Source organism: Bradyrhizobium ontarionense, from assembly GCF_021088345.1.
In the GTDB taxonomy this organism is placed as follows: Bacteria; Pseudomonadota; Alphaproteobacteria; order Rhizobiales; family Xanthobacteraceae; genus Bradyrhizobium; species Bradyrhizobium ontarionense.
This window is the reverse complement of record NZ_CP088156.1, coordinates 3687593-3711507: the sequence shown is the minus strand read 5'-3', so window position 1 is coordinate 3711507 and position 23915 is coordinate 3687593. Positions and strand designations below refer to the sequence as shown.

The following is a 23915-nucleotide window of genomic DNA, read 5'->3' as shown; positions in this document are numbered from 1 at the left end:
GAGCCGTTCGAAAGCAGGGTGCCAGTTTCGCCGACCCCCTTTGCTCCGGGATCGCGCTCCAGGATCTCTATATCGGCTAATTTCTCCTTTCGATGAGCAAGGCGGCACCGAATTCTGGATGCGCCAACTACCTGTAAAAAAGTCGGGCTATCAAACCTGGTGCCATCACGCCTTAGATGAAATTGCACTGTCCTTGCAGCCATAGCGCAAGATCGTTTGCGTTCCCGGACAGTTCAGTTTCTCCTGTCCAGATTAGACCATAGTGGCTTTCGTCGGGATCGAATCCGGCAGGTGCGACGAGCCGCCCTCTATCTATGTCGTCGGTTGCAAGCACCCGCGGGCTGAGGGCAACGCCCAACCCTGCCGATGCGGCTTCAACGATGAGGAAGTGGTGGTCGTAGAAGCGAATCTCCGTGGGGCGCCGCACCGACGGGTGGCTGGAAAGCCAGCGCGACCAAGCGTCCGGCCGGGTCTTTGAACCCAACGCGATGTACTCCCCCGAGGCAAACGCCGGCGCGAGCTGAGGGCTCATGACCGGTCCTACCTTTTCAGGAAAAAGGCGCCTGACATGCCACGCCTCTGGGAGCGCAAAGTCGAGCCGACGTATAGCAAGATCGATCCGGTCGCGGCGAAACTCGACGGGACCGCCGCCGACTGACAGATGTAGCGCGATATCGGGGTGGGCGGACTGAAAGCTTGCAAGCCTCGGAATAAGCCAGCGCATAGCGACTGAAGGCTCGCATGAGAGAACGAGGGCATTCTGCCGAGCGTTGGCAGCACGCAAGCTCTCAACGATTGTCGCCAGCTCGGTGAAGAACCGGCCGAGTGTGAGGTTGAGCACCTCTCCAGCAGCCGTGAGGCGCAAGCCGCGTCCGCTTTTTTCGAAGAGTTTGAAGCCAAGGTCTTCGGACAGTTTGGTGATACGGCGGCTGACGGCCCCATGGGTCAAGGCAAGGCTGTCGGCGGCAACGCGGACGGACCCAAGGCGCGCCGTGGTCTCGAACGCACGCAAGTCGTCCAATGAAGGAATTTCCGACCGCTTCATTGGTGATCTAGTATCACCAATGAAACACAAAAACTATCGCTTTTTACGCTGGATTGGTTTGACATAATTGATCTATGCGAACCAATAGCCAGTACACGATCGGCATTCTCGCCGACGATCTGACCAGCGCCGCCGATGGGGCTGGTCCGTTTGTCGAGCGGGGCCTGCGGGCAATTGTCGGCCGACGCCGGCTCCCGCTACAGGATGCAGCGATCGTCGCCGTCGATAGCGGATCGCGATCGGCCCTTGCCTCGCACACGGCGCAGCGGGTGTCGGAACTTGCCGAGCAGCTCGCTTCACGGGACGTCCTCTACAAGACCGTGGACTCGACACTTCGCGGGCATGTGACGGCCGAGCTGGAAGCGGCCTACATCGCAAGCGGCCGCAAGATGCTGGTCTTTGCACCTGCGTTTCCCGGCGCAGGGCGTACGACCGTCAGCGGCGTTCAGCTTGTGGATGGCGTCCCGGTAGCGGAGACCGTGTATGGTCGCGACCCCGTCCATCCGGCGCGACACTCGCGGCTGGTTGAGCTTGTCCCGGCCTGCATCGGCAGCGTCGTCATCCTTGATGCTGCGACACAGGACGATCTCGACACACAAATTGCGGCTCTGCCGGAGCCGGAGTCGATCCTGTGGGTGGGCTCTCCGGGCATGGCCCTGGCTTTGGCGAAGCGCCTTGCGCCGGCTGCGGCTGCATCGGACGTGACCGTCGCGGCTCGCGGCGACATTCTTATCGCTATCGGCAGCGCCAACCCGCGCAGCCATCGTCAGGCCGATGGGGTCGCGCTCGCGCCTGGGGTCGCCCTGCTGCGAGCTCCAGTCGAACGGATGGATGATCCCGGCGCCGTCGTGCGCGACATTGCCCGGGATGTGGCTCGAAGGGTGGCCGACGAGCGTTTCGACGTCGTGATCGCCACTGGCGGGGACACGATGGAAGCGATCCTCGATCGCCTGGACATCGGTGCGTTCGAGATCCTGCAAGAGCTTGAGCCAGGCTTTCCGCTTGGCCGCGCATTCCTCGGGGATGGGCGAGAGCTACTTATCGCCATGAAGGCAGGCGGCTTCGGCGACGACAATACGCTGCGTCGTGCGATCGCGCAGCTCCGCCTTGGCGCCTGGGCATCAGAACAGGTTGTGTGGTGATCAAAACCGTCCCCCTAGCCATCACAATGGGTGATGCCTCCGGCATCGGCCCGGAGATCGTGGCGAAGACATTGGCCAAAGGCCATGAACGCACGGTCGTCTTCGGCAGCTACGTCGTGATGGAGAATATCGTCCATCGTCTGGGTCTCGACCTGACGGTCAGGCATATCGCGGGACCTGAAGAGGCACGTTCTGAGCCGCGGTCCATTGAGATAGTCGAGGCGACGCAAATCATCGCGCCGCCTCCGTTCGGGATCGTCAGCGCCATTTCCGGCAAAGCTTCTTTCGCCGCCATCGTCGCCGCCATCGCGGCGGCCAAGGCCGGCAAGGTCAGCGGGATCGTCACCGCGCCGATCAACAAGGAAGCGATGGGAAGCGCGGGCATTCGCTATCCCGGGCACACCGAAATCCTCGCCGACTATGGTGGCGCGAAGCGCGTTGCGATGATGCTGGCCAACGACGATATCCGTACGGTTCTCGTCACTATCCACACGTCGCTGCGCAAGGCCATCGACCAAGCGGATTTCGATGCGCAGATGTCGGCGATCCGGCTCGCAAATGAGGGCGGCAAGGCCCTCGGGATCGCGACGCCGCGAATTGCGGTCGCAGGGCTCAATCCCCATGCCGGCGAAGGTGGTCTCTTCGGCGACGAAGAAATCCGGATCATCCGGCCCGCGATCGAGGCCGCGCGCGCCGAGGGCATCGACGCCAGTGGTCCCTGGCCCGGCGACACTGTCTACATGCAGGCCCGCAAGGGCCGCTTCGATGTGGTCGTGGCCCAATATCACGACCAGGGCCTGATCCCCGTGAAATATCTCGGCCTCGAAAAGGGGGTGAACATCACGCTCGGCCTGCCGTTCGTCCGCACAAGTCCTGACCATGGCACGGCGTTCGACATTGCAGGTCTAGGCACTGCCGATACCGCCAGTCTAGAGACCGCGCTCGCTTACGCGCGGAGGCTCGTTGCTGCGCAAACCACGACCAAAGAACTTCAAAGGGTAGTCTAATGGGCCTTCGCTTCATCTTCATGCTCACGCGCAACGACCGCACGATCGAGGACGCATCAGAACAGCTCAAAACCGCCTTGCGTCTCGGCGTTCGCCATATCGGCTTCAAGGACATTGGCCTGCCTATCGACCAACTCAAGGCTCTCAACCAGTCCATCAAGGCAGGCGGCGCGACCTCCTATCTCGAAGTGGTTTCGCTCGACGCGGAAAGTGAAATTGTTTCGGTGAAGGCGGCGGCCGAAATCGGCGTTGACGTCTTGCTCGGCGGCACACGTGTCGACGACGTCCTGCCGCTCCTTGCCGACACGGAGATCCAATACTTCCCCTTCCCGGGTCGCATCACGGGTCACCCGAGCGTGCTCCAAGGGAGCATCGAGGAGATCGTCAAGAGCGCCGAGGCGTTGACCGCGCGTGAGGGCGTGCATGGTCTCGATCTGCTCGCCTATCGGTCGAAGGAAGACGTCCCGGCCCTCATCAAGGCGGTGTGCGCGGCGGTGTCCAAGCCCGTCTACGTGGCCGGCTCGATCGATACGGCTGAGCAGATCGCCATCCTGAAGGAAGCGGGTGCCGCCGGCTTCACGATCGGCACTGCTGCGCTGGACGGCAAGTATCCGGCCGAGGACAAGGACGTCACTGGCCAGCTCCGGGCCATCATTCGTGATGTGGCTGCGCTCAATCAGCACCTCTCGCCGTTCCACAAGAAGAACCTCACCAGCTCGTTCGGGCGCTTCAACGACACCTGGTCGCCGAAGATCGCCGGTCAGATTAACGAAATGCAGATCAAGCTCGCCAAGTTCTCCGGCGAGTTCGTCTGGCACTTTCATAAGAGCAAGGACGCACTCTTCTTCGTGCACAAGGGCCGCCTGCTGATGAAGTTCCGTGATCGGGACGAGATCATCGAGGAAGGCGAGTTCATCGTGGTCCCGCATGGCGTCGAGCATTGCCCAGTCGCATTGACCGATACCTGCGAGGTCGTGCTGCTCGAACCTGGCACAACCGTCAATGCCGGCGCTGCGGCCGACGGGCGAATGGTGATTGAACTCGGCCAGATCTAAAGTGAGCGGCGGACCAGCGCGTATCTTCGCGCTCTAGTTTGACTTGTTCCGCGGCGGCGTGCCGCGTTAGCCCACTCTATCGGGCAATCGCTAGCTTATGCCGTCGGCGGTCATTCGGAGCTACCAGATGCAGAAGCCGCCCCGAACTGTGGCGCGCCAGCAACTGACAGCACGTCGCCTGTTCCGCCCCTTCAACGCAGTACCGTGCCGAGCTTTGCTTCGTTTTGATTGCGCAATGCGGTCGGCCCCAAGGTCGGTTGCAGCCAGCACAGGGTGTACCCTTGTTGTGCCCCAAAAATTTCGGGGCACCCTTCCGGGGAATCGATCTGCTAACTTGTTGGATTAAGGGGCTAATGGTGGGCGCACAAGGGATCGAACCTTGGACCTCTCCCGTGTGAAGGGAACGCTCTCCCGCTGAGCTATGCGCCCGGATCCCGGTGGCTGCCGGCCGTGAAGCCTCAGAGAGCAGCTGCCGAAGCAGTCCGTCGGAGCCCGCGATTTACGAAGCGCGGGCAGGGGGTGTCAAGGATTTGCGGCGTTGCCAGCGAGGAAAACTGCGGGGGAACGGCGGGCTGTCCTCGATCGGGCCGAAACCTGCCCTTTCACGGATCTGCCCCTCACAGGGAGGAGGGGCAGGTCCGCCACATCAAGCGCCGATCTGGCGGGCGCGCGAGGCGTGGGACTGCAGCGCCCGGATGCGGTCGGCCAGGGTGCCGCCCTGAGGACCGCTCGCGCCTGCCGCTGCCGCAGCCGCAGGGGTCGCAGCGACGCCGTTGGCGTTTGCCGGCTTGGCAGGAACGGGCTCGGCGGCCAGCATGGCCTCGATGGTCGAATTGGGGCCCTCGATCTGCATCGCGAGCTTGGCGACCTCGGCTGCGATGTCGTTGATGCGCTCGCGCAACAGCGCGTTCTCCATCCGCTCCTGGGCCCAGGTGCTCTCGGCCTGCTGCTGGATCGCGTTCATCTCGCGCTGCAGCTTGGTGCGCTCGTCGCGTGCGGCCTGCAGCTGCTCTTCGAGCGCAGCCTTCTCGGACTTCAGTCGCTCGAACGCGGCCGGTTTGCCGTTGCCGTGGCCGGCGAGCTCGTCGCGCAGCTCCTTCAGCGTGCGCTCGGCGGCGGCGTTGGCCTCGCGCAGCTGGTTATTTTCGAAATCGCGCTCGGCGAGCAGCTTGCCCTGGGTCGACAGCCGTCCCTCGAGGTCGGTGACGCGGGTCGCCAGCATCTCGGCTTCCTTGACCTGGACGATCAGCTGGCGATCGAGGTCGGTGACGCGCTGGCTGAGATTCTCGACCCGCGCGCGGGCGTCGTTGAGCGCCTTGGTCGCGGTGTCGGATTCGTCGCGTTCCAGCGTCAGCCGCGCCTGCGTCGCGGAAAACTCCTTCTCGGCGTCGGAGACGCGGCTGCGCAGCTCCTCGACCTGGGTCCGCACCGACACCAGCTCGATCTGGCGGCTGTCCGCCAGCATCGACTTGTCGTTCAGCTCGGTGCTCAGCCGGACCAGCTCGCCCTGCTTGTCCTTCAGCGCCTGCTCGGCGGCACGGAGCGCCTCGGTCTTGGCGGCGAACTCCTCCTCGGTGGCGCGCAGCTGGTCCTTCAGCGCCTTCTCGCGCGCCTCCAGCGCAAAGATCGCGGCGTTCTTCTCGCCGAGCTCGATCTTCATGCGGTTGATGGCGTCGGTCTTCTTGCCGAGATCGGCGAGCTGGCCGGTGGCCTTGTTCTTGAGCGCGTCGACGCTCATTTCCAGCCGCCGGGCCGACATCGCGAATTCCGCGCGCAGCTGGTCCTTGTCGGCCTGGATCTCGGCCATCGACAGCGGCGTGGCCGCCTCCAACCGGCGCGTCGTCAACCGCACCGCACGATTGTGCACGAGCGGCACGATCATCAATGCACAGAGCATTGCGATCAGAAATCCGATCGCAAAATACATGATCGGCTCGACCATGACGCGCAACTCCCCGGCCAGAAATACTTAACAGAATCACAATGCCACGGCCGGCTGGCGCAAAGCCAGCCCATTGCCGTGTTAACCTTGATCCGTCATGGGAGAACGTGTCGCGGCGGTATCAGAACGGGTTCCAGGTCGCGCTCGGCGTGAACTTGAGATAGCCGACATTGGCGCCGAGCCGCAGGCCGATACCGGAGCGAATCGGCACCAGCACGATGTTGTTCGCGGTGAGCGCCGTCATGCCGAAGCCGCCGACGATATAGGCCGAGCCGTCGATGCCGACGAAGCGCTGGTAGATCGCGCTGGTGGCCGGCAGGTTGTAGACCAGGGTCATGGTACGCGCGCCGTCGCCGCCCCAATCGAAGCCGAGCGAGGGGCCCTGCCAGTAGACCCGCAGATCGCCGGCGTTCTTGGTGTAGAGCGTGCCCTCGCCGTAGCGCAGGCCGGCAACGAAGGCGCCGGCGCCTTCCTCGCCGAGGATGTAGCCGTTCGGCAGACCCCATTGGCTGACCGCGCGCTCGATCACCGAGGCGAGGCCGCGCGAGACGTTGCCGAAGAAGCGGTGGCCGGCATTGACCAGCTCGTCCGGACCGAAACTGTCGGGGGCTGGCGCGCGCTGCGGCGGCGGCGCCGGCTGCTGGTATGGGGGCGCGGCCTGGGGAGGCGGCGGCTGGGGCGGTGGCGCCTGTTGCGCAGCCACCGACGCAGTCAGGGCCAGCACGGCCGCAAGCGTCGTGGCGGCGAGGCGTGATGCGAAATTCATCGATGGAAATCCCCTGCTATCGGCTTCCCGACCTTCGCCTTAACCTGACGCCAACCCCATCGGGCGATTGTCGGGAGAGGGGCGCGGCCCCTTCGTCTCCCATGTTATCGGCACCAACTATGACCGCACAACGGCAACAACGGAACCAGACAGGGTCAAAGCCGCTGTTTCGCCGCGTTATCGCCGCCATCGCACTCACGGCTCTGCTGCTGCCGCCGGTCGGCGCGCCCGCGGCCACCACCCTTCGGATCGTCGCCAACCGCTTCAGCGGGCTCGCGATCGACGGTTTCGACCCCGTCTCCTATTTCGTCGACGGTCAGGCGCTGCAGGGCGATCCGGATTTGGAGGCGACGCAGGGCGGGGTGGTCTGGCGGTTCCGCAACGAGGGCAACCGCGCCTCCTTCCTGGCCCATCCGGAGGTCTATGGCCCGCAATTCGGCGGCTATGACCCCACCGATGTGGCGCGCGGCGTCACGGTGGCCGGTAATCCGCGCTTCTTTGCGGTCGTCGAGGACCGGCTGTTCCTGTTCAGCCGGGAGCAGAGCCGGGACGCCTTCGCCGCCGATCCCGCGCGCTATTTGCGGCGGGCGGAGGCGCGCTGGCCGGCGCTCGAGCAGGATCTGCCGAACTGAAGCCCCGGGCGGCGGCTCATGCCGCCTTCACCACGGCGGGGTCGCCCCAGGCGATGAAGGACGGCACGATGAAGCCGTCCGTGCGCTCGCCGTAGCGCAACGGCGTCCCGGTCTCGCTGGTGACCGTGCCGCCTGCGGCCGTGACCACGGCGTGGCCCGCGGCGACGTCCCATTCCGAGGTCGGGCCGAGCCGCGGATAGATGTCCGCCAAGCCCTCGGCCAGCCGGCCGAATTTCACGGCCGAGCCGAGCGGGAGACGCATCGCTCCCGGACGCGCCTGGATGAAGGCCTCGGTGCGGGCGTCGCCATGGGATCGGCTGACGGCCGCGACCCAGGCCTCGCCCGGCTTCGGCGCCGGCCGCGTGCGGATCGGCTCCGGGACGCCCAAGCCCGTCTCCGTGAACGACAGCCGCTCGGCACCGCGGCCGACCAGGCCCCGCCAGATCAGGCCGATTGCCGGCGCGCAGACGATGCCTAGCAACGGGCTCGCCGCGCTGACCAGCGCCAGATTGACCGTGAATTCGCCGCGGCCGGCCACGAACTCCTTGGTGCCGTCGAGCGGATCGATCAGGAAGAAGCTGCCTTTGAACGGTGGCGCGCTTGCCCCGACCCGCTCCTCCGATAGCGCCGGGATCTCGGGCGCAAGCCGCGCCAGTCCGTCGGCGATGACGCGATCGGCGGCGAGATCGGCCTCGGTGACCGGCGAGCCGTCGGATTTGTCGGTGACGCTCATGGCGCGCCGGTTCACGGCCAGGATCGCGTGGGCGGCCTCGACGACGAGCTCGGTCAATGGTGCCATCAGCGCTGCGGCCGATCCGATGTCGACGGCGCCTGCGGTCGGGCTCGTCATCATCGCGATGTGCTCCCTTCGGCCGTTCTGTGCGGAGCTTTCATGGTCGATGTCCTCATCTCGTCATCTCGCGGTCGGCCCAATCCCGTCCTGGCCCGCTCCGGGGCGCATCTGGATACTGCCACGTGATGTTCCATTGAGCATCCTGCCCGGAAAACCGCTACGTACTTTCCGGTGGCATGCTCTAAGCTCGGTGGCGGTTCATGCATTCGCAGTGTATCAAGCCATTAGGCAAGCATGATTCGTCAAAGTTCGCGGATTTCCAGGAACATCGAATGTCCGGCACGTCGTCTTCAGAGATCGCCAATCCGATTCCCGCTCCCGACACGCTCGAGCTTGCCGCTCTGCTCTGCTCGAAGGTTTGCCACGACCTGATTAGTCCGGTCGGCGCGATCGTCAACGGCCTCGAGGTGCTCGACGACAATCCGAAGCCCGAAGACCGCGACTTCGCGCTCGACCTCATCCGCAAGAGCGCCAAGACCGCTTCCGCACGGCTGCAGTTCTGCCGGCTCGCGTTCGGCGCCGCCGGCTCGGCGGGCGCGCAGATCGATGTCGGCGACGCGCAGACCATGGCGCGCGGCCATATCGAAGACGCCAAGACCTCCATCACCTGGAACCTGCCGCGGCTGCTGTTGCCCAAGAACAGGGTCAAGCTGCTGCTCAACATGATGGTGGTGGCGCAGCAGACGATTCCGCGCGGCGGCGTTCTCACCGTCGATCCAATCGGCGATGGCGAGACCATGAGCTTCCGCGTCGCCGCCACCGGGCTCAACGCGCGGCTGCCGCAGAACATCATCAATCTGCTTGCCGGCGCGCATCAGGCGACGATCGATGCCCACGCGGTACAGCCTTACTACACGCGCCTCCTCGCCGAGGCCTGCGGTCTCAAGGTGACGCTCGCCGCCGAAGGCGATGCAATGGTCGTGCTGGCCTCCTGATCGGGCAAGGATACCGGCCCGACAAGCGTCGGGATCTGACTGACGATTCCTGCGCTTCAAGGCCGCGCCGATGCGGCAGGAAATCGTTCATCATGATTAATCAGATATTACCGACATGTCCGAATTTGTCCGGACACACCTTATCTCTTTGTTGAGTCCGTTCATTTGCGCTTACTCAACTAATATTAAACGCTTTGCACGGAAACTGGCCACGGTTTGAAGAGCGCGTCATGTCGCGTTCCGTTGCGTGCGAAGGCCAGTTTCATGGATGATCTGTTGCGTGAGTTCCTGACGGAGACCAGCGAGAGCCTGGACACCGTCGATAATCAGTTGGTGCGGTTCGAGCAGGAGCCGAACAACGCGAAGATCCTGGATAACATTTTCCGGCTGGTGCACACGATCAAGGGGACTTGCGGCTTCCTGGGCCTGCCGCGGCTCGAAGCGCTGGCGCACGCCGCCGAGACCCTGATGGGCAAATTCCGCGACGGCATGCCGGTGACCGGCGAGGCCGTGACGCTGATCCTGACCACGATCGACCGCATCAAGGATATCCTGGGCCAGCTCGAGGCGAACGAGGCCGAGCCCGAAGGCGAGGACCGCGATCTCATCAGCGAGCTCGAGGCGATGGTCGAGCGCGGCATGGCGGCGATGGCGGCCGGAGCTGCGGCAGCTGCAGCGCCCGCCGTGGCCGCGCCTGCGCCGGCCGCGCCTGCGCTGACGCAGGGCTCGCTGATCGACCAGACGCTGGAGCGTCCGCTGCGCCCGGGCGAGGTTTCGCTCGACGAGCTGGAGCGTGCCTTCCGCGAGACCGCGATCGAGATGCCGGCTGCGCATGAGAAGGCCCCCGAACCCAAGCCGGCGGTTGCGGCCGCCGTCGCCAAAGCCGAGCCCAAGACCGCGCCCAAGACCGAGCCCAAGCCTGAACCCAAGGCGGCGCCTGCCAAGGCTGAAACCAAGGCCGAGCCGGCTAAGAAGGAGGCGAAGCCCGCGCGTGCGAAGGCCAATGCCGACGGCGAGGTGCACGAGAACGACAAGGTCGCCAACCAGTCGATCCGCGTCAACGTCGACACGCTCGAACACCTGATGACGATGGTCTCGGAGCTGGTGCTGACCCGCAACCAGCTCCTGGAGATCGCCCGCCGCAACGAGGACACCGAGTTCAAGGTGCCGCTGCAGCGGCTGTCCAACGTCACCGCCGAGCTGCAGGAGGGCGTCATGAAGACGCGCATGCAGCCGATCGGCAATGCCTGGCAGAAGCTGCCGCGCATCGTCCGCGACCTCGCGACCGAGCTCGGCAAGCAGATCGAGCTCGAGATGCACGGTGCCGACACCGAGCTCGACCGCCAGGTGCTCGACCTGATCAAGGATCCGCTCACCCACATGGTGCGCAACTCCGCCGACCACGGGCTGGAGACGATGGCCGAGCGCGCCGCGGCCAACAAGCCGGACCAGGGCACGATCCGGCTGTCCGCCTATCATGAGGGCGGCCACATCATCATCTGCATCGCCGACAACGGCCGCGGCCTCAACACCGAGCGGATCAAGGCCAAGGTGCTCAGCAACGGCCTCGTCACCGAGGCCGAGCTCGAGAAGATGACGGAAGCGCAGATCCACAAGTTCATCTTCGAGCCGGGCTTCTCGACCGCGGCCGCGATCACCTCGGTCTCGGGCCGCGGCGTCGGCATGGACGTGGTGCGCACCAACATCGACCAGATCGGCGGCACCATCGACATCAAGTCGGTGGCCGGCGAGGGCACCTCGGTCACGATCAAGATCCCGCTGACGCTCGCGATCGTCTCGGCGCTGATCGTCGAGGCCGCCGGCGACCGCTTCGCGATCCCGCAACTGGCCGTGGTCGAACTGGTGCGGGCGCGCGCCAACTCCGAGCACCGCATCGAGCGCATCAAGGACACCGCGGTCTTGCGGTTGCGCAACAAGCTGCTGCCGCTGATGCATCTGAAGAAGCTCTTGAAGATCGACGACGGCTCGTCATCGGATCCGGAGAACGGCTTCATCGTGGTGACGCAGGTCGGCAACCAGACCTTCGGCATCGTGGTCGACTGCGTGTTCCACACCGAGGAAATCGTGGTCAAGCCGATGTCGACCAAGCTGCGTCACATCGACATGTTCTCAGGCAACACCATCCTGGGCGACGGCGCCGTCATCATGATCATCGATCCGAACGGCATCGCCAAGGCGCTCGGCGCCGCAGGCACCGCCTCGCAGGCGGTGTCCGACGAGCATGCCGCGCATCACGCCATCGGCGGCGAGCAGCTCACCTCGCTCCTGGTGTTCCGCGCCGGCACGGCGCAGCCCAAGGCGGTGCCGCTGGCGCTGGTCACGCGGCTGGAGGAGATCGCGGCCGACAAGATCGAGATCTCCAACGGCCGCTACATGGTGCAGTACCGTGACCAGCTGATGCCGCTGGTGCAGATGGAAGGCGTGTCGGTGCAGACCACCGGATCGCAGCCGATCCTGGTGTTCGCCGACGAGACCCGCGCGATGGGGCTCGTGGTCGACGAGATCATCGACATCGTCGAGGAACGTCTCAACATCCAGGTGTCCGGCGCCAAGGACGGCATTCTCGGCTCGGCCGTGATCAAGGGCCAGGCGACCGAGGTGATCGACGTCGGCCACTTCCTGCCGATGGCGTTCGCCGACTGGTTCATCCGCAAGGAGATGCACACCGACGCGCAGACGCAGTCGGTGCTGCTGGTCGACGACTCGCCGTTCTTCCGCAACATGCTGGCGCCGGTGCTGAAGTCGGCCGGCTACAAGGTCCGCACCGCCGCGTCGGCGATCGAGGGGCTGGCCACGCTGCGCTCGGGGCACACCTTCGACATCGTGGTCACCGACATCGAGATGCCGGAGATGAACGGCTTCGAGTTCGCCGAAGCGATTCGCGCCGACCAGAACCTCAACCAGATGCCGGTCATCGCGGTGTCGTCGCTGGTGTCGCCGGCGGCAATCGAGCGCGGCCGCCAGGCTGGGCTCTACGACTACATCGCCAAGTTCGACCGGCCCGGTCTGATCGCGGCGCTGAAGGAACAGATCGAGGAACGGGCGCGCGCGGAAGCCAATCAGCGCGCCGCGTAACACGAGGGGGCAGGAGTAACGTGCGATGAGCAGCAAGATCGAGACCACCGAGGGCGCGGCCTCCGAATTCGTCACCGCCGTGATCGGCGGCCAGTTGTTCGGCCTGCCGATCTCGCGGGTGCAGGACGTGTTCATGCCGGAGCGCGTGACGCGGGTGCCGCTGTCGTCGGCCGAGATTGCCGGCGTGCTGAACCTGCGCGGTCGCATCGTCACCGTGATCGACATGCGGGCGCGGCTCGGCCTCGCCAGGGCCGATGACGGCAGGCCGCCGATGGCGGTCGGCGTCGACCTGCGCGGCGAATCCTACGGCCTGCTGATCGACCAGATCGGCGAGGTGCTGCGGCTGCCCGAGGAGAGCCGGGAAGAGAACCCGGTCAACCTCGACCCGCGCATGGCGAAGCTCGCCGGCGGCGTGCACCGCCTCGATGGCCAGCTGATGGTCATTCTCGATGTCGATCGCGTGCTCGAACTCGCAGCCGACAAGATGGCGGCCTGAGGCCGCAGCGTGAGCGCAACGGCGCAGCCAGCGTCGTTGCATTGGATCCTGATTTCGAGAGGCTGATATGAGAACATGTCTGGTAGTCGACGATTCGAGCGTCATTCGAAAAGTGGCGCGACGCATTCTGGAAGGTCTGGATTTCCAGATCGTGGAAGCGGAAGACGGCGAGCAGGCGCTGGAGATCTGCAAGCGGGGCCTGCCCGATGCGGTTCTGCTCGACTGGAACATGCCCGTCATGGACGGCTATGAGTTCCTCGGCAATCTCAGGCGGATGCCCGGCGGCGATGCGCCGAAAGTGGTGTTCTGCACGACCGAGAACGACGTCGCGCATATCGCGCGGGCGCTGCACGCGGGCGCCAATGAGTACATCATGAAGCCGTTCGACAAGGAGATCGTGACAGCCAAATTCCAGGAAGTTGGGCTGATCTGATCTTCCTCGGTCCGATGGTCCCGTGATCCTCCGGGCTTGCCGTCGCCGTCTGCCTCTGTCCTGTTGGTGAACTATGAGCGTCGCGTTGGCCAGTTCTTCGATCCCTAGTTCGACCAGACAGGAACCTCTCCGGGTGATGGTCGTGGACGATTCCGTCGTCATCCGCGGCATGATCTCGCGCTGGATCAGCTCCGAGCCCGACATGGTCGTGGCGGCGTCGCTGCGGACCGGCCTCGAAGCCGTCAATCAGATCGATCGCGTCAATCCCGACGTCGCCGTGCTCGACATCGAGATGCCGGAGCTCGACGGCATCGCCGCGCTTCCGAAGCTGCTTGCCAAGAAGAAGAACCTTGCCGTGATCATGGCGTCGACGCTGACCCGTCGCAACGCGGAGATCAGCTTCAAGGCGCTGTCGCTCGGCGCTGCCGACTACATTCCGAAGCCCGAGAGCACGCGCGAAGCATCGGCTGCCGACAATTTCCACTACGACCTCATTCAGAAGATCCGGACGCTTGGCGCCAAGGCACGCCGCTCCGCGCCAACGCCTTACGCGCCGTCCGCGCCTCACGTTCAGGAGCTGAGGCCTGCGCCGGCGCTGCGCCCGGTCGCGGCTCCGCTGCCGGCCCCGGCGGTGCCCGCCGCTCCGGCGCAGCTCGCGCGGCGCGCCTTCGGCACGCAGATGCCGAAGGTGCTGCTGATCGGATCGTCGACCGGTGGTCCGCAGGCGCTGATGTCGCTTGTGACCGATCTCGGTCCGGTCATCGACCGCTTTCCGGTGCTGATCACACAGCACATGCCGCCGACCTTCACCACGATCCTTGCCGAGCATCTGGCGCGCTCGAGTCGCCGGCCCGCTCATGAGGCGATCGACGGCGAGATCATCAAGCCGGGCCAGATCTATCTGGCGCCGGGCGGGCGCCACATGCGCGTCGTACGCCATGGTGCCGACATTGCGATCGCGCTCGACAACGGTCCCCCGATCAATTTCTGCAAGCCGGCCGTGGATCCTCTGTTCACCTCCGCCGTCGACGTCTGGCAGGGCTCGACGCTGGCGGTGATCCTGACGGGCATGGGTTCCGACGGCATGCGTGGCGGCAAGGACGTCGTGGCGGCCGGCGGCAGCGTCATCGCCCAGGACGAAGCGACGAGCGTGGTCTGGGGCATGCCGGGCGCGGCCGCCAATGCCGGGATTTGCGCGGCGATCCTTCCGTTGAACCAGATCGGGCCGAAGCTGGTCCGTCTGTTTGCAGGAGACCGCTCGTGACCCCCCTGGACTACGAGTTCTTGCGTAAGGTTCTGAAGGATCGTTCCGGTCTCGACCTGTCGGCGGACAAGCAATATCTCGTCGAAAGCCGCCTGCTGCCGCTCGCGCGCCGGTACAACCTGCCGGGCATCCCCGAGCTGGTCATGAAGATGAAGAGCGGCGCGGAGCAGCTCACGACGCAGGTGGTCGAGGCCATGACCACCAACGAGACCTTCTTCTTCCGCGACAAGATTCCGTTCGATCATCTGCACGACGGGGTTCTGCCCGGGCTGATCCAGTCGCGCGCCAGCCGGCGATCCCTGCGCATCTGGTCGGCCGCCTGCTCGACCGGCCAGGAGCCGTATTCGATTGCGATGTGCCTGCGCGAATATGGTCCCGCTCTGGCCGGATGGCGTATCGAGATCGTTGCGACCGACCTGTCCCAGGAAGTGCTGGAGAAGTCGAAGGCCGGGCTCTACAGCCAGTTCGAAGTCCAGCGCGGACTGCCGATCCAGCTGCTCGTGAAATACTTCACCCAGCTGGGCGAGCTCTGGCAGCTCAGCGCCGACATCCGCGGCATGGTGCAGCACCGCCAGCTCAACCTGCTGCAGGACTTCTCGCATCTCGGCAAGTTCGACGTCATCTTCTGCCGCAACGTGCTGATCTATTTCGATCAGCCGACCAAGGCGTCGATCTTCGAGCGCCTCGCCAAGGTGCTGGAGCCGGATGGCACCTTGATGCTCGGGGCGGCGGAGTCGGTCGTCGGCATCACCGACGCGTTCCGGCCCAACCAGGAGCGGCGCGGCCTCTACCAGATCAACCCGGTCCGCAGCCCGCGCGGCGGAGCCGCCCTGCTGCCCGGCCTCAAGGTGGTCGCGGCGCGCTGAACGCCGCGCCGGCCGCTCAGCACTGCCGGGCCGGCCGTACAGGCAAGACCGCAGTCTCCGGATAGGTCCTGCCAAACCAAATCTTCCTCGCCTCGCTGGAACATTTTCCGTTCTGGCGCGTCAAATCACGCCGCGGTGTGGACTGATGCGTGCTGGATTGATGGCGGGGGAATGAATGAAAACGAGCGTGCGTCCTCGAGTTGTGACGCGGGATCTGCCTGTCATCGCGAAATCCCCGACGGGGATCGACGGCCTCGACGAGGTCACTTTCGGTGGCCTGCCGCAGGGGCGGCCGACGCTGTTGTGCGGCGCTGCCGGCTGCGGCAAAACCCTGTTTGCCATGACGTTTCTCCACAACGGCGTCGTCGAGTTCGACGAACCTGGCGTGTTCATCGCCTTCGAGGAACAGCCGGAGGACCTGATCAAGAATGTCGGCTCGCTGAGCTATGACATCGAGAAGCTGATCGAGCAGAAGAAGATCGTGGTCGACCACATCCATCTCGACCGCAACGAGATCGAGGAGGCCGGCGACTACGATCTCGACGGCCTGTTCATCCGTATCGGCTTCGCGATCGACGCCATCGGCGCCAAGCGCGTCGTCATCGATACGATCGAGACGCTGTTCGGCGGTCTCGACAACCAGGCCGTGCTGCGCTCCGAGCTGCGCCGGCTGTTCGAATGGCTGAAGAGCAAGGGCGTCACCGCGGTCATCACCGGCGAGCGCGGCGATGGTACGCTGACCCGCTACGGTCTTGAAGAATATGTCGCGGACTGCGTGATCCTGCTCGACAACCGCGTGCACGACCAGCTGTCGACGCGCCGGCTGCGCGTCGTGAAGTATCGCGGCACGGCGCATGGCACCAACGAATATCCCTTCATCATCGACCAGGAAGGCATCACGGTGATGCCGATCACCTCGTCGGGCCTCTCGCATGACGCCTGGACGGAGCGCGTGTCGACCGGCATCGCCGATCTCGACGAGATGCTCGAAGGCAACGGCTACTACAAGGGATCGAGCATTCTGATCTCGGGCATGGCCGGATCCGGCAAGTCGACGGTGTCGGCGCACTTTGCCAATTCGATCTGCCAATCGGGACAACGCTGCATCTATTTCGCGCTGGAAGAATCGCCGCAGCAGATCATACGCAACATGAAGTCGGTCGGTCTCGACCTGCAGCAATGGGTCGATCGTGGCCTGCTGCGGTTCTCGGCGCGGCGGCCCAATCTCTACGGGCTGGAGACGCATCTCGCCGCGATGCATCGCGAGGTCAAGGACTTCGATCCCGCCGCTGTCGTGGTCGATCCCATCTCGGCGCTGATGGGCGCCGGCCTCGCCGGTGACGTGCATTCGATGACGCTGCGCCTCATCGATTTCCTGAAGGCGCGCGGCGTGACGGCGCTGTTCACCAACCTCGGCGCAGGCAGCGCCGATACGGCGACCACCGAGATGCAGATCTCCTCGCTCACCGACACCTGGCTGCTGCTCTACAATCGCGAGAGCAATGGCGAGCACAATCGCCAGCTCTATCTGTTGAAGTCGCGCGGCATGGCGCATTCCAACCAGGTCCGCGAGTTCCTCATGAGCGCCGACGGCATTTCGCTGCGCGAGGTCTATGTCGGTCCGGAGGGCGTGCTCACGGGATCGGCGCGGGTGGCGCAGGAGGCGAGAGATCGGGTCGACCGCCTGATGCGCACGCAGGACATGGAGCGCCGCACACGCGAGGTCGAACGTCGTCGCCGCGATCTCGCCGCGCAGATCGAAACGCTCAAGGCTCAGCTGGCCATTGAGGAGAGCGAGATGGCCCTCATCAACCTGGAAGGCGCTGCGCGCGAGGATCAGCGCTTGGCCGCTCGCATCGCGCAGGTCGAGAGCCGCTCGTCCAGGCGCCCGCTGAGCTCCACGTCGAACCCGTTGAGATCCAGCAAATGACGACCGCACCGATGGAACAGGATGGCTACAATCTCCGGCTCTATGTCGCCGGCCAGACACCGAAATCGCTGGCGGCGCTCGCCAACCTCAAGAAGCTCTGCGAGACGCATCTGCCGGGCCGCTATACCATCGAAGTGATCGACCTGATGAAGGATCCGGCCCTCGCGCAGCGTGATCAGATCGTCGCGATCCCGACGCTGATCCGCCAATTGCCGGAACCCCTCAAGCGCATCATCGGTGACCTCTCCAATGCGGAGAAGGTGCTGGTTGGCCTCGACATCGCACCGAGCTGAACGGAGGACGCGTGGCATCAAGAGACGCGATGCAGGCGGGCCGGCCCCGTAACGAGGCGGAGGAAACGGTCGAGGCAATTCATCGCGGCAGCGTCGATGCCGTGGTGGTGCACGGCCCCGCGGGACCTCAGGTCATCATGCTGCAGGGGGCCGACGCGCCCTATCACGTCCTGGTCGAACGGATGAGCGACGGCGCGCTCACGCTCGATGCCGAAGGCAGCATCGTCTATGTCAATTCCAGGCTATGCGTCCTGACCGGTCTCGGCTCCCACGAGCTGGTCGGACGCAGCTTCGCGTCGCTGTTCGCGGGAGCGGTGCCCCAGCAGCGGCCCGACGATGCCGCAAGCGACGCGCAACTGCGCAGCGTCGAGGGTGTTGATCTGCCGGTGTCGGTCTGGATGCGGCAGATGGCGATGGGCGGCGTCGTGGCAACGCTCGTGACCTTGACCGACATGTCGATCCAGCGCCGCGCCGAGGAGGTCGCCACTGCCGAGCGCTTCGCGCGCTCGATCTTGGAACAGGCGACCGATGCCGTCGTCGTCCTCGCGCTCGACGGGCGGATCACCCATGCGAGCTGGGTGGCCGAGCAGCTCGCCGAACGATCCCCTGTCGGGCGGTTGTTCTCGGAGGCCTTCCCGCTCGACGGCCAGAGCGCGAGCCAGCAGGGCACCTTGACGCGCTTCTCGCGCGAGAGCCTCGATCAGGCGCTTGCCACCAAGCCGTTTCACGGCGTCGAAGTGGCCCTGCGTGACGAGCGGCTGTCGGGGCGCTCGTTCCTGCTCTCGGGCGGTCCGCTGGTGAACGATGCAAGGGATGTGGTCGGCTCGATCGTGACCCTGACTGACATCACCGAACGCAAGCGCGCCGAGGAGCAGCAGACCGTCCTGGTCGCCGAGCTCAATCATCGGGTCAAGAACATCCTGGCGATCGTGCAGTCCGTTGCCGGACAGACGCTGCGGACCTCGCCCTCGTTGCCGGCCTTCAACAAGGCATTCTCGGGCCGCATCCAGGCCGTTTCAATTGCGCATGATATCCTGACCCAGACGCGCTGGATCGGCATCGGGCTGAACGAGCTGCTCACCACCGTGCTGGCACCCTACGGCGTCGGTGAAGGTCGAATCGCCACCGAGGGCCCGCCGGTGCTGCTGGAGGCGCGGCTGGTGCTGCCGCTCTCGATGGTGCTGCACGAGCTCGCGACCAACGCTTCGAAATACGGCGCGCTCTCGGCGCCATTCGGCCTGGTCGCGATCTCCTGGCGGCTGTGCGACGACCGTCGCAGGCTGGAGCTGCTCTGGCTGGAGCGCAACGGGCCTCCGGTCGAAGGCGGAGGCGCGCGCGGCTTCGGTACCACCCTGATCGATCGCGTCGTGCGCTTCGATCTCGATGGCGATGCCGTGCTCACGTTCGAACCGACGGGAATCCGCTGCACGCTGACGTTTGCGCTGACGGCCGAGACGTCACCGGAACATCCGCCGGCATCGGCCGTGCGGCCGGATTAGCGCGGCGGATTCGGTTTACCATGCTCCTCATTCGGATTTCTAGCTGATAACCCCGCGGGATTTTCTCGTTGGGAACGGGTGCGCGCTCTCGATGCACGGCGCGGAGAGCTCAGGGAATTCTGAACGGTCGGCCGTCACTGCGTTACCCGGGCGGGAGGTGGAGGTTCTCTCCGGAGACCTGGCGCGGAAGAAACGTGGCCTCGCACATCGCGCGTAGCGCGCGCTCGTCAAACGGCTTTGCGAGGCGCGGCAGGTTGCGGAATTCCGGGGGAAACAATGTCGCATCGTCATAGCCGGAGGTAATGACGATTTTCAGCTCGAGCGCGATGAGTTGCGGCAGGATGGCGAAGATCTGCTCGCCCCGCAGATTGACGTCGAGCAGCGCGCCGTCGAGGCGGCCGCGTTCGGCTTCGCGCAGCACGTCGGCGACGCGGGAAACGGGGCCTACGACCTCGCACCCGAAGCCCTGCAGCACCGTCTCGAGTTCGAGCGCGATCAGGCCCTCGTCCTCGGCGACCAGGATGCGAAAGCCTTCGAGCTGAGAGTTGTCCGTCGCCATGCCTGATATCCGGTCGTGCGCAGTTGCCGAGTCCAGGAGTTCCTTCCCCTCGTTCTATCTAAACCTCCCTAACGGAGTGTCGAGCCGTTTCGATACGTCTCGTTGACGCCTTATTACAGGATGGCATGCGGCAAAAAGCGCGAGCGATTGCCCGTGATCGGGCTCGCATCCTCGCGGATCGAGAGACCGCAGGGCGTGTGGGAGACCAGCCAGCTGCCGATCACCGGGAGCACGCCGCCGAAGTCGGGTAGCGGTGCCAGCGCCTGGCGAATGAAACCCTCCGCGCCATAGGGACCATCCTGCGCAGAGAGGGCGACACCATCGGAGACCAGGCTCACATTGGCGCCTTCGCGCGAGTAGATCGGCTTGCGCACGAAGCTCGGGCCAAGACTGGCGGCTTTCGGATCATCCTCGAAATAGGCCGGCAGCAGGTTCGGATGGCCTTCGAACAGCTGCCAGAGCAGGGGAAGGATGCCCTTGTTGGACAGGATCGCCTTCCACGGCGGCTCGACCCAGCGCGTCGGCGCGTCCCTGAGCTTGGCGCCGAAGGCGTCGCGGAACATCCATTCCCATGGATACAACTTGAACGCGAGCGCCATGTCGCCGCCGTCGAGATCGACGAAGCCGCCGCCATCGTCGCGCCAGCCAATGTCGGCAATGTCGAGCACCGTTGTTGACAATCCCGCCTGCGCCGCGGTGTCGGCGAGATAGGCCAAGGTCGCGGCATCCTCGGCATCTTCGGTGAGGCCGGTCAGATGCAGCCGGTGCCCCTGGCCGAGCGCGCGCCAGCGCTTGATCAGGCGCTCATGGATCGAATTGTACTGATCCGCACGCCCCGGGATGATGTGCCGTTCGATCGCCTGTTCGAGCCAGGTCCATTGAAACACCGCCGCCTCGAAGATCGAGGTCGGGGTGTCGGCATTGTATTCGAGCAGCTTCGCCGGCATGCGGCCGCCCTGATAGCTGAGATCGAGCCGTCCATAGAGGCTGCCGTCCTTGCGCGTCCAGCTGTCTGATAGCAGTGGCCAGACATGTTCCGGGATTTGCAGCCGGCGCAGCAGCGCGTCGTCGCCGAGGACACGCTCGACCAGCTCCAGACACATCTGTTCGATCTCGCCGGTCGGCTCCTCGATGCCGAGCTCGATCTCGGCGATCGTGAACGCGTAGTAGGCGCGCTCGTCCCAGTAACGCTCACCATCAAGTTCGTAGAAATCGAATCCGCATTGCTCCGCCGTCTGCCGCCAGTCGTCACGCTCGGGGCAGGGGATCCGCTGCATGCTCGGCTAACCGCCGGCATGGCCGTGCGCGCCGTGCCCGTGGAAGCGGTGCACAGCGTGGCCGAAGCCGCCATGGGTGGCACGGCATTGAATGCGGTCGCGCGGTCCGGGCGAGACGTCGCGCCCGGGGCCGCACGATCGTTTGCGAGTAAAGCCTAGCGAGACCGCGCCGATCGTCGCAGTCCCCATCATCGTCAGCACCACGCGGCGCGAACGTTTCATCGGATCAGTCCCGATAAGTTGGCAGGCGATTTTCTATGATTTTCAGTCTGTGTCAAAGATCCGAATCGCATCATCACCATAAAGGCGGTGTTTTCACGGCGGTCCCTGGACCAAAATCAGCCGCCGCGCGAGAAGCCGAACGCATGGGCGAAGGAGCCGAAGCCGCCGCGCGAGACGTGGCTGGACGAGGCTTCGGCGACCTGCGTCGACGTCGAACTCCGCCTCGTCTCGCTGTCGTCGCCGGAAAACAGATGCCACGCGCGCCCCGAGCCGCTTCCGCCGCTGCTGCTGCCGGACCGTCGCGTCGTGCACTCGCTCGCCGCCTGCGGCTGGCCGGCGAGCGGCGCATCCGTTCCCTGCTGCGGGCAGCTCTGCTGGCGCGGCATCAGCGCATAGGCGGTGCCGCCGACGGCCAGCGTGCCCATCAGCAAGAGCGCGACATGGCCCGAGCGCTTCACCGGCGGCGTCGCCGGGGGCGGCGGCATCGGCCTGCGCTTGCCGAACTCGGTGCGTTGCCCGGGCATGATCAGATGATCATCGAGGCGGCATTGAGCGCGCCCGCCGAGAGGGATGCGAGCCCGAGCCAGATCGCGGACGCCAGCTCGCCGGCGACGATGCGCTGTGCGAGGTCCGGCACCGGGATGCGGACGAGATAATAGACGATTACCTGCACGACCAGCGCGATCAGCGCCCAGATCAGGCAGTCCAGCACGTTGGCGGAATGAGCGATGGCGCTGACCAGCGGCAAGGTGAAGCCGAGCAGGCTCAAGCCGAGCGCGATCGCAGCGGACGGATGATTGTCCCGGATCAGCTGGAACTCGTTGTACGGCGTGACGCGGGTGTAGATGAAGAGGTACGCCGTCACCGCGAACAGCGCGGTGCAGAAATACACCAGGAAAGCCGGCAGGCCGGCGAGTGATTGAAGGATCATGCGGGTCGTCCTGATCTCCGCCGTTGCGAACGCTTTGTCGCGTCATCCTGTGCGTCGGTTCGATGCGATTCCGTAAAGATGCATGCCGGCCGGCGGAAATTTCGCCGCCGCGTGTGAGCTGGGTCATACGCGCGACGACAACCTCAGGTGTTGTTTCGCGCAATGGAGGCGCGCGATGGCGACCACATTCAGCTCGGACATTCTGCCGTTGTTCCGTTCGACCGATATCAACTGCATGAACAACAAGGGCGTCCATCTCGACGATGCGCAATGGATGTGCGACGCCGCCGGAAATGACGATTTCGCAGATTACGCCAATGCGCGCCATGTCTTCGCGGCGCTGTCGTCCGCGTTCATGCCGCCCGGACATCCCTGGCCACAGCCTTCGCTCGATACCTACACGAATTGGATGTCAGACGGCTTTTTGCCTTAGCAAACAAAGGGAGGGTACGATGACGAGATATCTGCTCGCAGGCGCGTTCGCTCTTGGGCTGAGCGCGGGGGTGGCCGGCCCGGCCAATGCTCAATCGACTGCCGATCCGGCCATGAATGCGCCCGACCAGGTCGCCTGGCAGTTCTTCATCCAGGCCAACAGCCGGGCCGGCGGCAGCAACTCGGTATTTGAGACATGGGCCAGCGATACCGATACGTTCCAGCCGAATCCGCAATTCCCGACAGCGCCGACACCGCCGTCGTTGCGGCGGCCGGTGCTGCCGCAGGTCGCGCGCGAGGGCGTGGAGGCCGCCGGCGGCCTGCTGCCGGCATTGCCGCCGGGCATCTCCGACGGCGTGACCGAGGAGACCCGGCGCAACAAGGCGGCGTTCGATTTCATCGTTCAGAACAATCTATACAAGGTGTCGGGGCTGAAGGCGGCCTTTGGCAAGAGTCTGTCGTTCCCGATCGACTCGATCGAGGTGAAGGCCAACTGGATGCCGGTCAGCGCCATTCCGGCCTTCACCAACAACCGCGTCACCGTCGCGCAAGTGCCGCAGCTCTATCACGTCAACAGCGCAGGCGGCGTGCAATACGCGATGGTCGCGATGCACGTCATCAGCAAGGCCGTGCCGAACTGGACCTGGGCGACGTTCGAGCACAGCCTCAATCCGTCACGCTGCGACATCCTCGGCTGCAGGGATGCGTTCGGCGCGCAGCAGCCGTTCGTGCCGTCGAATCGGGCTGCTGGGCAGGGCTATCCCAACTGTGCCAAGACGCCGGCGCTGACGGCGATGCTCAACGGCGCGGACATCGATCCTGTTTATCAGAACTACTGTCTGAAGGGCTCACAGAGCGACTTCGTCGACAACACCGGCCTGGATATTCGCGTCGGCAACTCGGTGACGGAGGAAGGCTTCGTGGCGACCGCCTCCTGCATGACCTGTCACGGCCGCGCAGTATGGAACAAGAACGGGCAGCCGACCTCTCAAGCCGGTTTCCTGTCGTTCGGTCCGAATGGTCCGATCGGCCCGCTCGGTCCGCTGCTGCCGACCTGGTATTGGAGCTTCACCTCGCAGCCGCCGATCTTCCAGGGCAAGTCGGGCCTCACACGCACGGCAACGTCGGCCGACTTCGTGTGGTCGATTCCGTTCTGCGCGATCGACGACACCCAGACGCCGGTGCAGCAGTCCAACTGCGCCGGCAAGTGACAGTGAGTTCGCGGGTGCCTTCGGAGGCA

24 protein-coding genes and 1 tRNA gene are annotated in these 23915 nt (G+C 64.9%); 15 read left to right on the top strand and 10 right to left on the bottom strand.

Features of this window, described 5'->3' with window-relative positions:
- Positions 1–172 precede the first annotated feature (172 nt).
- Complete coding sequence (locus LQG66_RS16780; RefSeq protein WP_231327300.1) at positions 173–1045, bottom strand: LysR family transcriptional regulator; 873 nt, start codon at positions 1043–1045, stop codon at positions 173–175.
- A gap of 74 nt (positions 1046–1119) precedes the next feature.
- Here LQG66_RS16780 and LQG66_RS16775 point away from each other — a divergent pair, with 74 nt between their 5' ends.
- From LQG66_RS16775 to LQG66_RS37340, 3 genes are read left to right on the top strand one after another with little or no spacing between them, the layout of a single operon-like run.
- A complete protein-coding gene (locus tag LQG66_RS16775) occupies positions 1120–2187 on the top strand; it encodes a four-carbon acid sugar kinase family protein (RefSeq protein ID WP_231327299.1) in 1068 nt (355 codons plus the stop codon).
- A gap of 26 nt (positions 2188–2213) precedes the next feature.
- Positions 2214–3194 (top strand): 4-hydroxythreonine-4-phosphate dehydrogenase PdxA, encoded by a 981-nt coding sequence (gene pdxA / locus LQG66_RS16770; protein WP_425601343.1) that lies wholly within the window; start codon positions 2214–2216, stop codon positions 3192–3194.
- A 20-nt stretch (positions 3195–3214) separates the two neighbouring features.
- Positions 3215–4249, top strand: coding sequence for a cupin domain-containing protein (locus LQG66_RS37340; protein ID WP_345778948.1), 1035 nt, complete (start codon positions 3215–3217; stop codon positions 4247–4249).
- A gap of 354 nt (positions 4250–4603) precedes the next feature.
- Here LQG66_RS37340 and LQG66_RS16755 read toward each other — a convergent pair.
- The 3 genes from LQG66_RS16755 to LQG66_RS16745 all read right to left on the bottom strand — a co-directional run bounded on the left by LQG66_RS16755 (position 4604) and on the right by LQG66_RS16745 (position 6957).
- Positions 4604–4678 (bottom strand) — tRNA-Val (locus LQG66_RS16755).
- 217 nt (positions 4679–4895) lie between these two features.
- On the bottom strand, positions 4896–6191 hold the full coding sequence (locus LQG66_RS16750; protein ID WP_231327297.1) for a coiled-coil domain-containing protein: 1296 nt from the start codon (positions 6189–6191) through the stop codon (positions 4896–4898).
- Between the two features lie 121 nt (positions 6192–6312).
- Entirely contained in the window at positions 6313–6957 is a 645-nt protein-coding gene (locus tag LQG66_RS16745; RefSeq protein WP_231327296.1) for a DUF1134 domain-containing protein, read from the bottom strand.
- 119 nt (positions 6958–7076) lie between these two features.
- Here LQG66_RS16745 and LQG66_RS16740 point away from each other — a divergent pair, with 119 nt between their 5' ends.
- A complete protein-coding gene (locus LQG66_RS16740; protein WP_231327295.1) occupies positions 7077–7589 on the top strand; it encodes a YHS domain-containing (seleno)protein in 513 nt (170 codons plus the stop codon).
- A 16-nt stretch (positions 7590–7605) separates the two neighbouring features.
- On the opposite strand, the gene cysQ is transcribed toward LQG66_RS16740, so the two are convergent.
- Positions 7606–8442, bottom strand: coding sequence for a 3'(2'),5'-bisphosphate nucleotidase CysQ (cysQ, locus tag LQG66_RS16735; RefSeq protein ID WP_425601316.1), 837 nt, complete (start codon positions 8440–8442; stop codon positions 7606–7608).
- Positions 8443–8714: 272 nt separating this feature from the next.
- Here cysQ and chpT point away from each other — a divergent pair, with 272 nt between their 5' ends.
- From chpT to LQG66_RS16690, 9 genes are all read left to right on the top strand, one after another.
- Positions 8715–9377: a histidine phosphotransferase ChpT gene (gene chpT, locus LQG66_RS16730; RefSeq protein ID WP_231327294.1), complete on the top strand. Its 663-nt coding sequence runs from the start codon at positions 8715–8717 to the stop codon at positions 9375–9377.
- A 264-nt stretch (positions 9378–9641) separates the two neighbouring features.
- Positions 9642–12473 carry a hybrid sensor histidine kinase/response regulator gene (locus LQG66_RS16725; protein WP_231327293.1) on the top strand — a complete coding sequence of 944 codons (2832 nt, stop codon included), beginning with the start codon at positions 9642–9644 and terminating at the stop codon, positions 12471–12473.
- 25 nt (positions 12474–12498) lie between these two features.
- Entirely contained in the window at positions 12499–12969 is a 471-nt protein-coding gene (locus tag LQG66_RS16720; protein ID WP_231327292.1) for a chemotaxis protein CheW, read from the top strand.
- 67 nt (positions 12970–13036) lie between these two features.
- Positions 13037–13402: a response regulator gene (locus LQG66_RS16715; protein ID WP_231327291.1), complete on the top strand. Its 366-nt coding sequence runs from the start codon at positions 13037–13039 to the stop codon at positions 13400–13402.
- A gap of 73 nt (positions 13403–13475) precedes the next feature.
- Complete coding sequence (locus LQG66_RS16710) at positions 13476–14666, top strand: protein-glutamate methylesterase/protein-glutamine glutaminase (RefSeq protein WP_231327290.1); 1191 nt, start codon at positions 13476–13478, stop codon at positions 14664–14666.
- On the top strand, positions 14663–15532 hold the full coding sequence (locus LQG66_RS16705) for a CheR family methyltransferase (protein ID WP_231327289.1): 870 nt from the start codon (positions 14663–14665) through the stop codon (positions 15530–15532). Before LQG66_RS16710 ends, LQG66_RS16705 begins: the two co-directional genes overlap by 4 nt.
- A gap of 175 nt (positions 15533–15707) precedes the next feature.
- Positions 15708–17462: a circadian clock protein KaiC gene (gene kaiC, locus LQG66_RS16700; protein WP_231327288.1), complete on the top strand. Its 1755-nt coding sequence runs from the start codon at positions 15708–15710 to the stop codon at positions 17460–17462.
- The gene (locus tag LQG66_RS16695; RefSeq protein ID WP_231327287.1) at positions 17459–17755 is read left to right on the top strand and encodes a circadian clock KaiB family protein; all 297 of its coding nucleotides are present in this window, start codon (positions 17459–17461) and stop codon (positions 17753–17755) included. Before kaiC ends, LQG66_RS16695 begins: the two co-directional genes overlap by 4 nt.
- Positions 17756–17766: 11 nt before the next feature.
- Entirely contained in the window at positions 17767–19254 is a 1488-nt protein-coding gene (locus LQG66_RS16690; RefSeq protein ID WP_231327286.1) for a sensor histidine kinase, read from the top strand.
- A gap of 142 nt (positions 19255–19396) precedes the next feature.
- Here the strand turns inward: LQG66_RS16690 and LQG66_RS16685 are convergent, their stop codons facing one another.
- The 5 genes from LQG66_RS16685 to LQG66_RS16665 all read right to left on the bottom strand — a co-directional run bounded on the left by LQG66_RS16685 (position 19397) and on the right by LQG66_RS16665 (position 22243).
- Positions 19397–19813 (bottom strand): response regulator, encoded by a 417-nt coding sequence (locus tag LQG66_RS16685; RefSeq protein ID WP_231327285.1) that lies wholly within the window; start codon positions 19811–19813, stop codon positions 19397–19399.
- Between the two features lie 113 nt (positions 19814–19926).
- On the bottom strand, positions 19927–21090 hold the full coding sequence (locus LQG66_RS16680) for a glutathionylspermidine synthase family protein (protein WP_231327284.1): 1164 nt from the start codon (positions 21088–21090) through the stop codon (positions 19927–19929).
- Between the two features lie 6 nt (positions 21091–21096).
- The gene (locus LQG66_RS16675; RefSeq protein WP_231327283.1) at positions 21097–21312 is read right to left on the bottom strand and encodes a hypothetical protein; all 216 of its coding nucleotides are present in this window, start codon (positions 21310–21312) and stop codon (positions 21097–21099) included.
- A gap of 116 nt (positions 21313–21428) precedes the next feature.
- On the bottom strand, positions 21429–21836 hold the full coding sequence (locus tag LQG66_RS16670) for a hypothetical protein (RefSeq protein WP_231327282.1): 408 nt from the start codon (positions 21834–21836) through the stop codon (positions 21429–21431).
- A 2-nt stretch (positions 21837–21838) separates the two neighbouring features.
- Positions 21839–22243: a DUF350 domain-containing protein gene (locus LQG66_RS16665; protein ID WP_231327281.1), complete on the bottom strand. Its 405-nt coding sequence runs from the start codon at positions 22241–22243 to the stop codon at positions 21839–21841.
- A 175-nt stretch (positions 22244–22418) separates the two neighbouring features.
- Here LQG66_RS16665 and LQG66_RS16660 point away from each other — a divergent pair, with 175 nt between their 5' ends.
- Positions 22419–22676 carry a hypothetical protein gene (locus LQG66_RS16660; protein ID WP_231327280.1) on the top strand — a complete coding sequence of 86 codons (258 nt, stop codon included), beginning with the start codon at positions 22419–22421 and terminating at the stop codon, positions 22674–22676.
- 19 nt (positions 22677–22695) lie between these two features.
- On the top strand, positions 22696–23886 hold the full coding sequence (locus tag LQG66_RS16655; RefSeq protein WP_231327279.1) for a hypothetical protein: 1191 nt from the start codon (positions 22696–22698) through the stop codon (positions 23884–23886).
- The last annotated feature ends 29 nt before the right edge of the window (positions 23887–23915 follow it).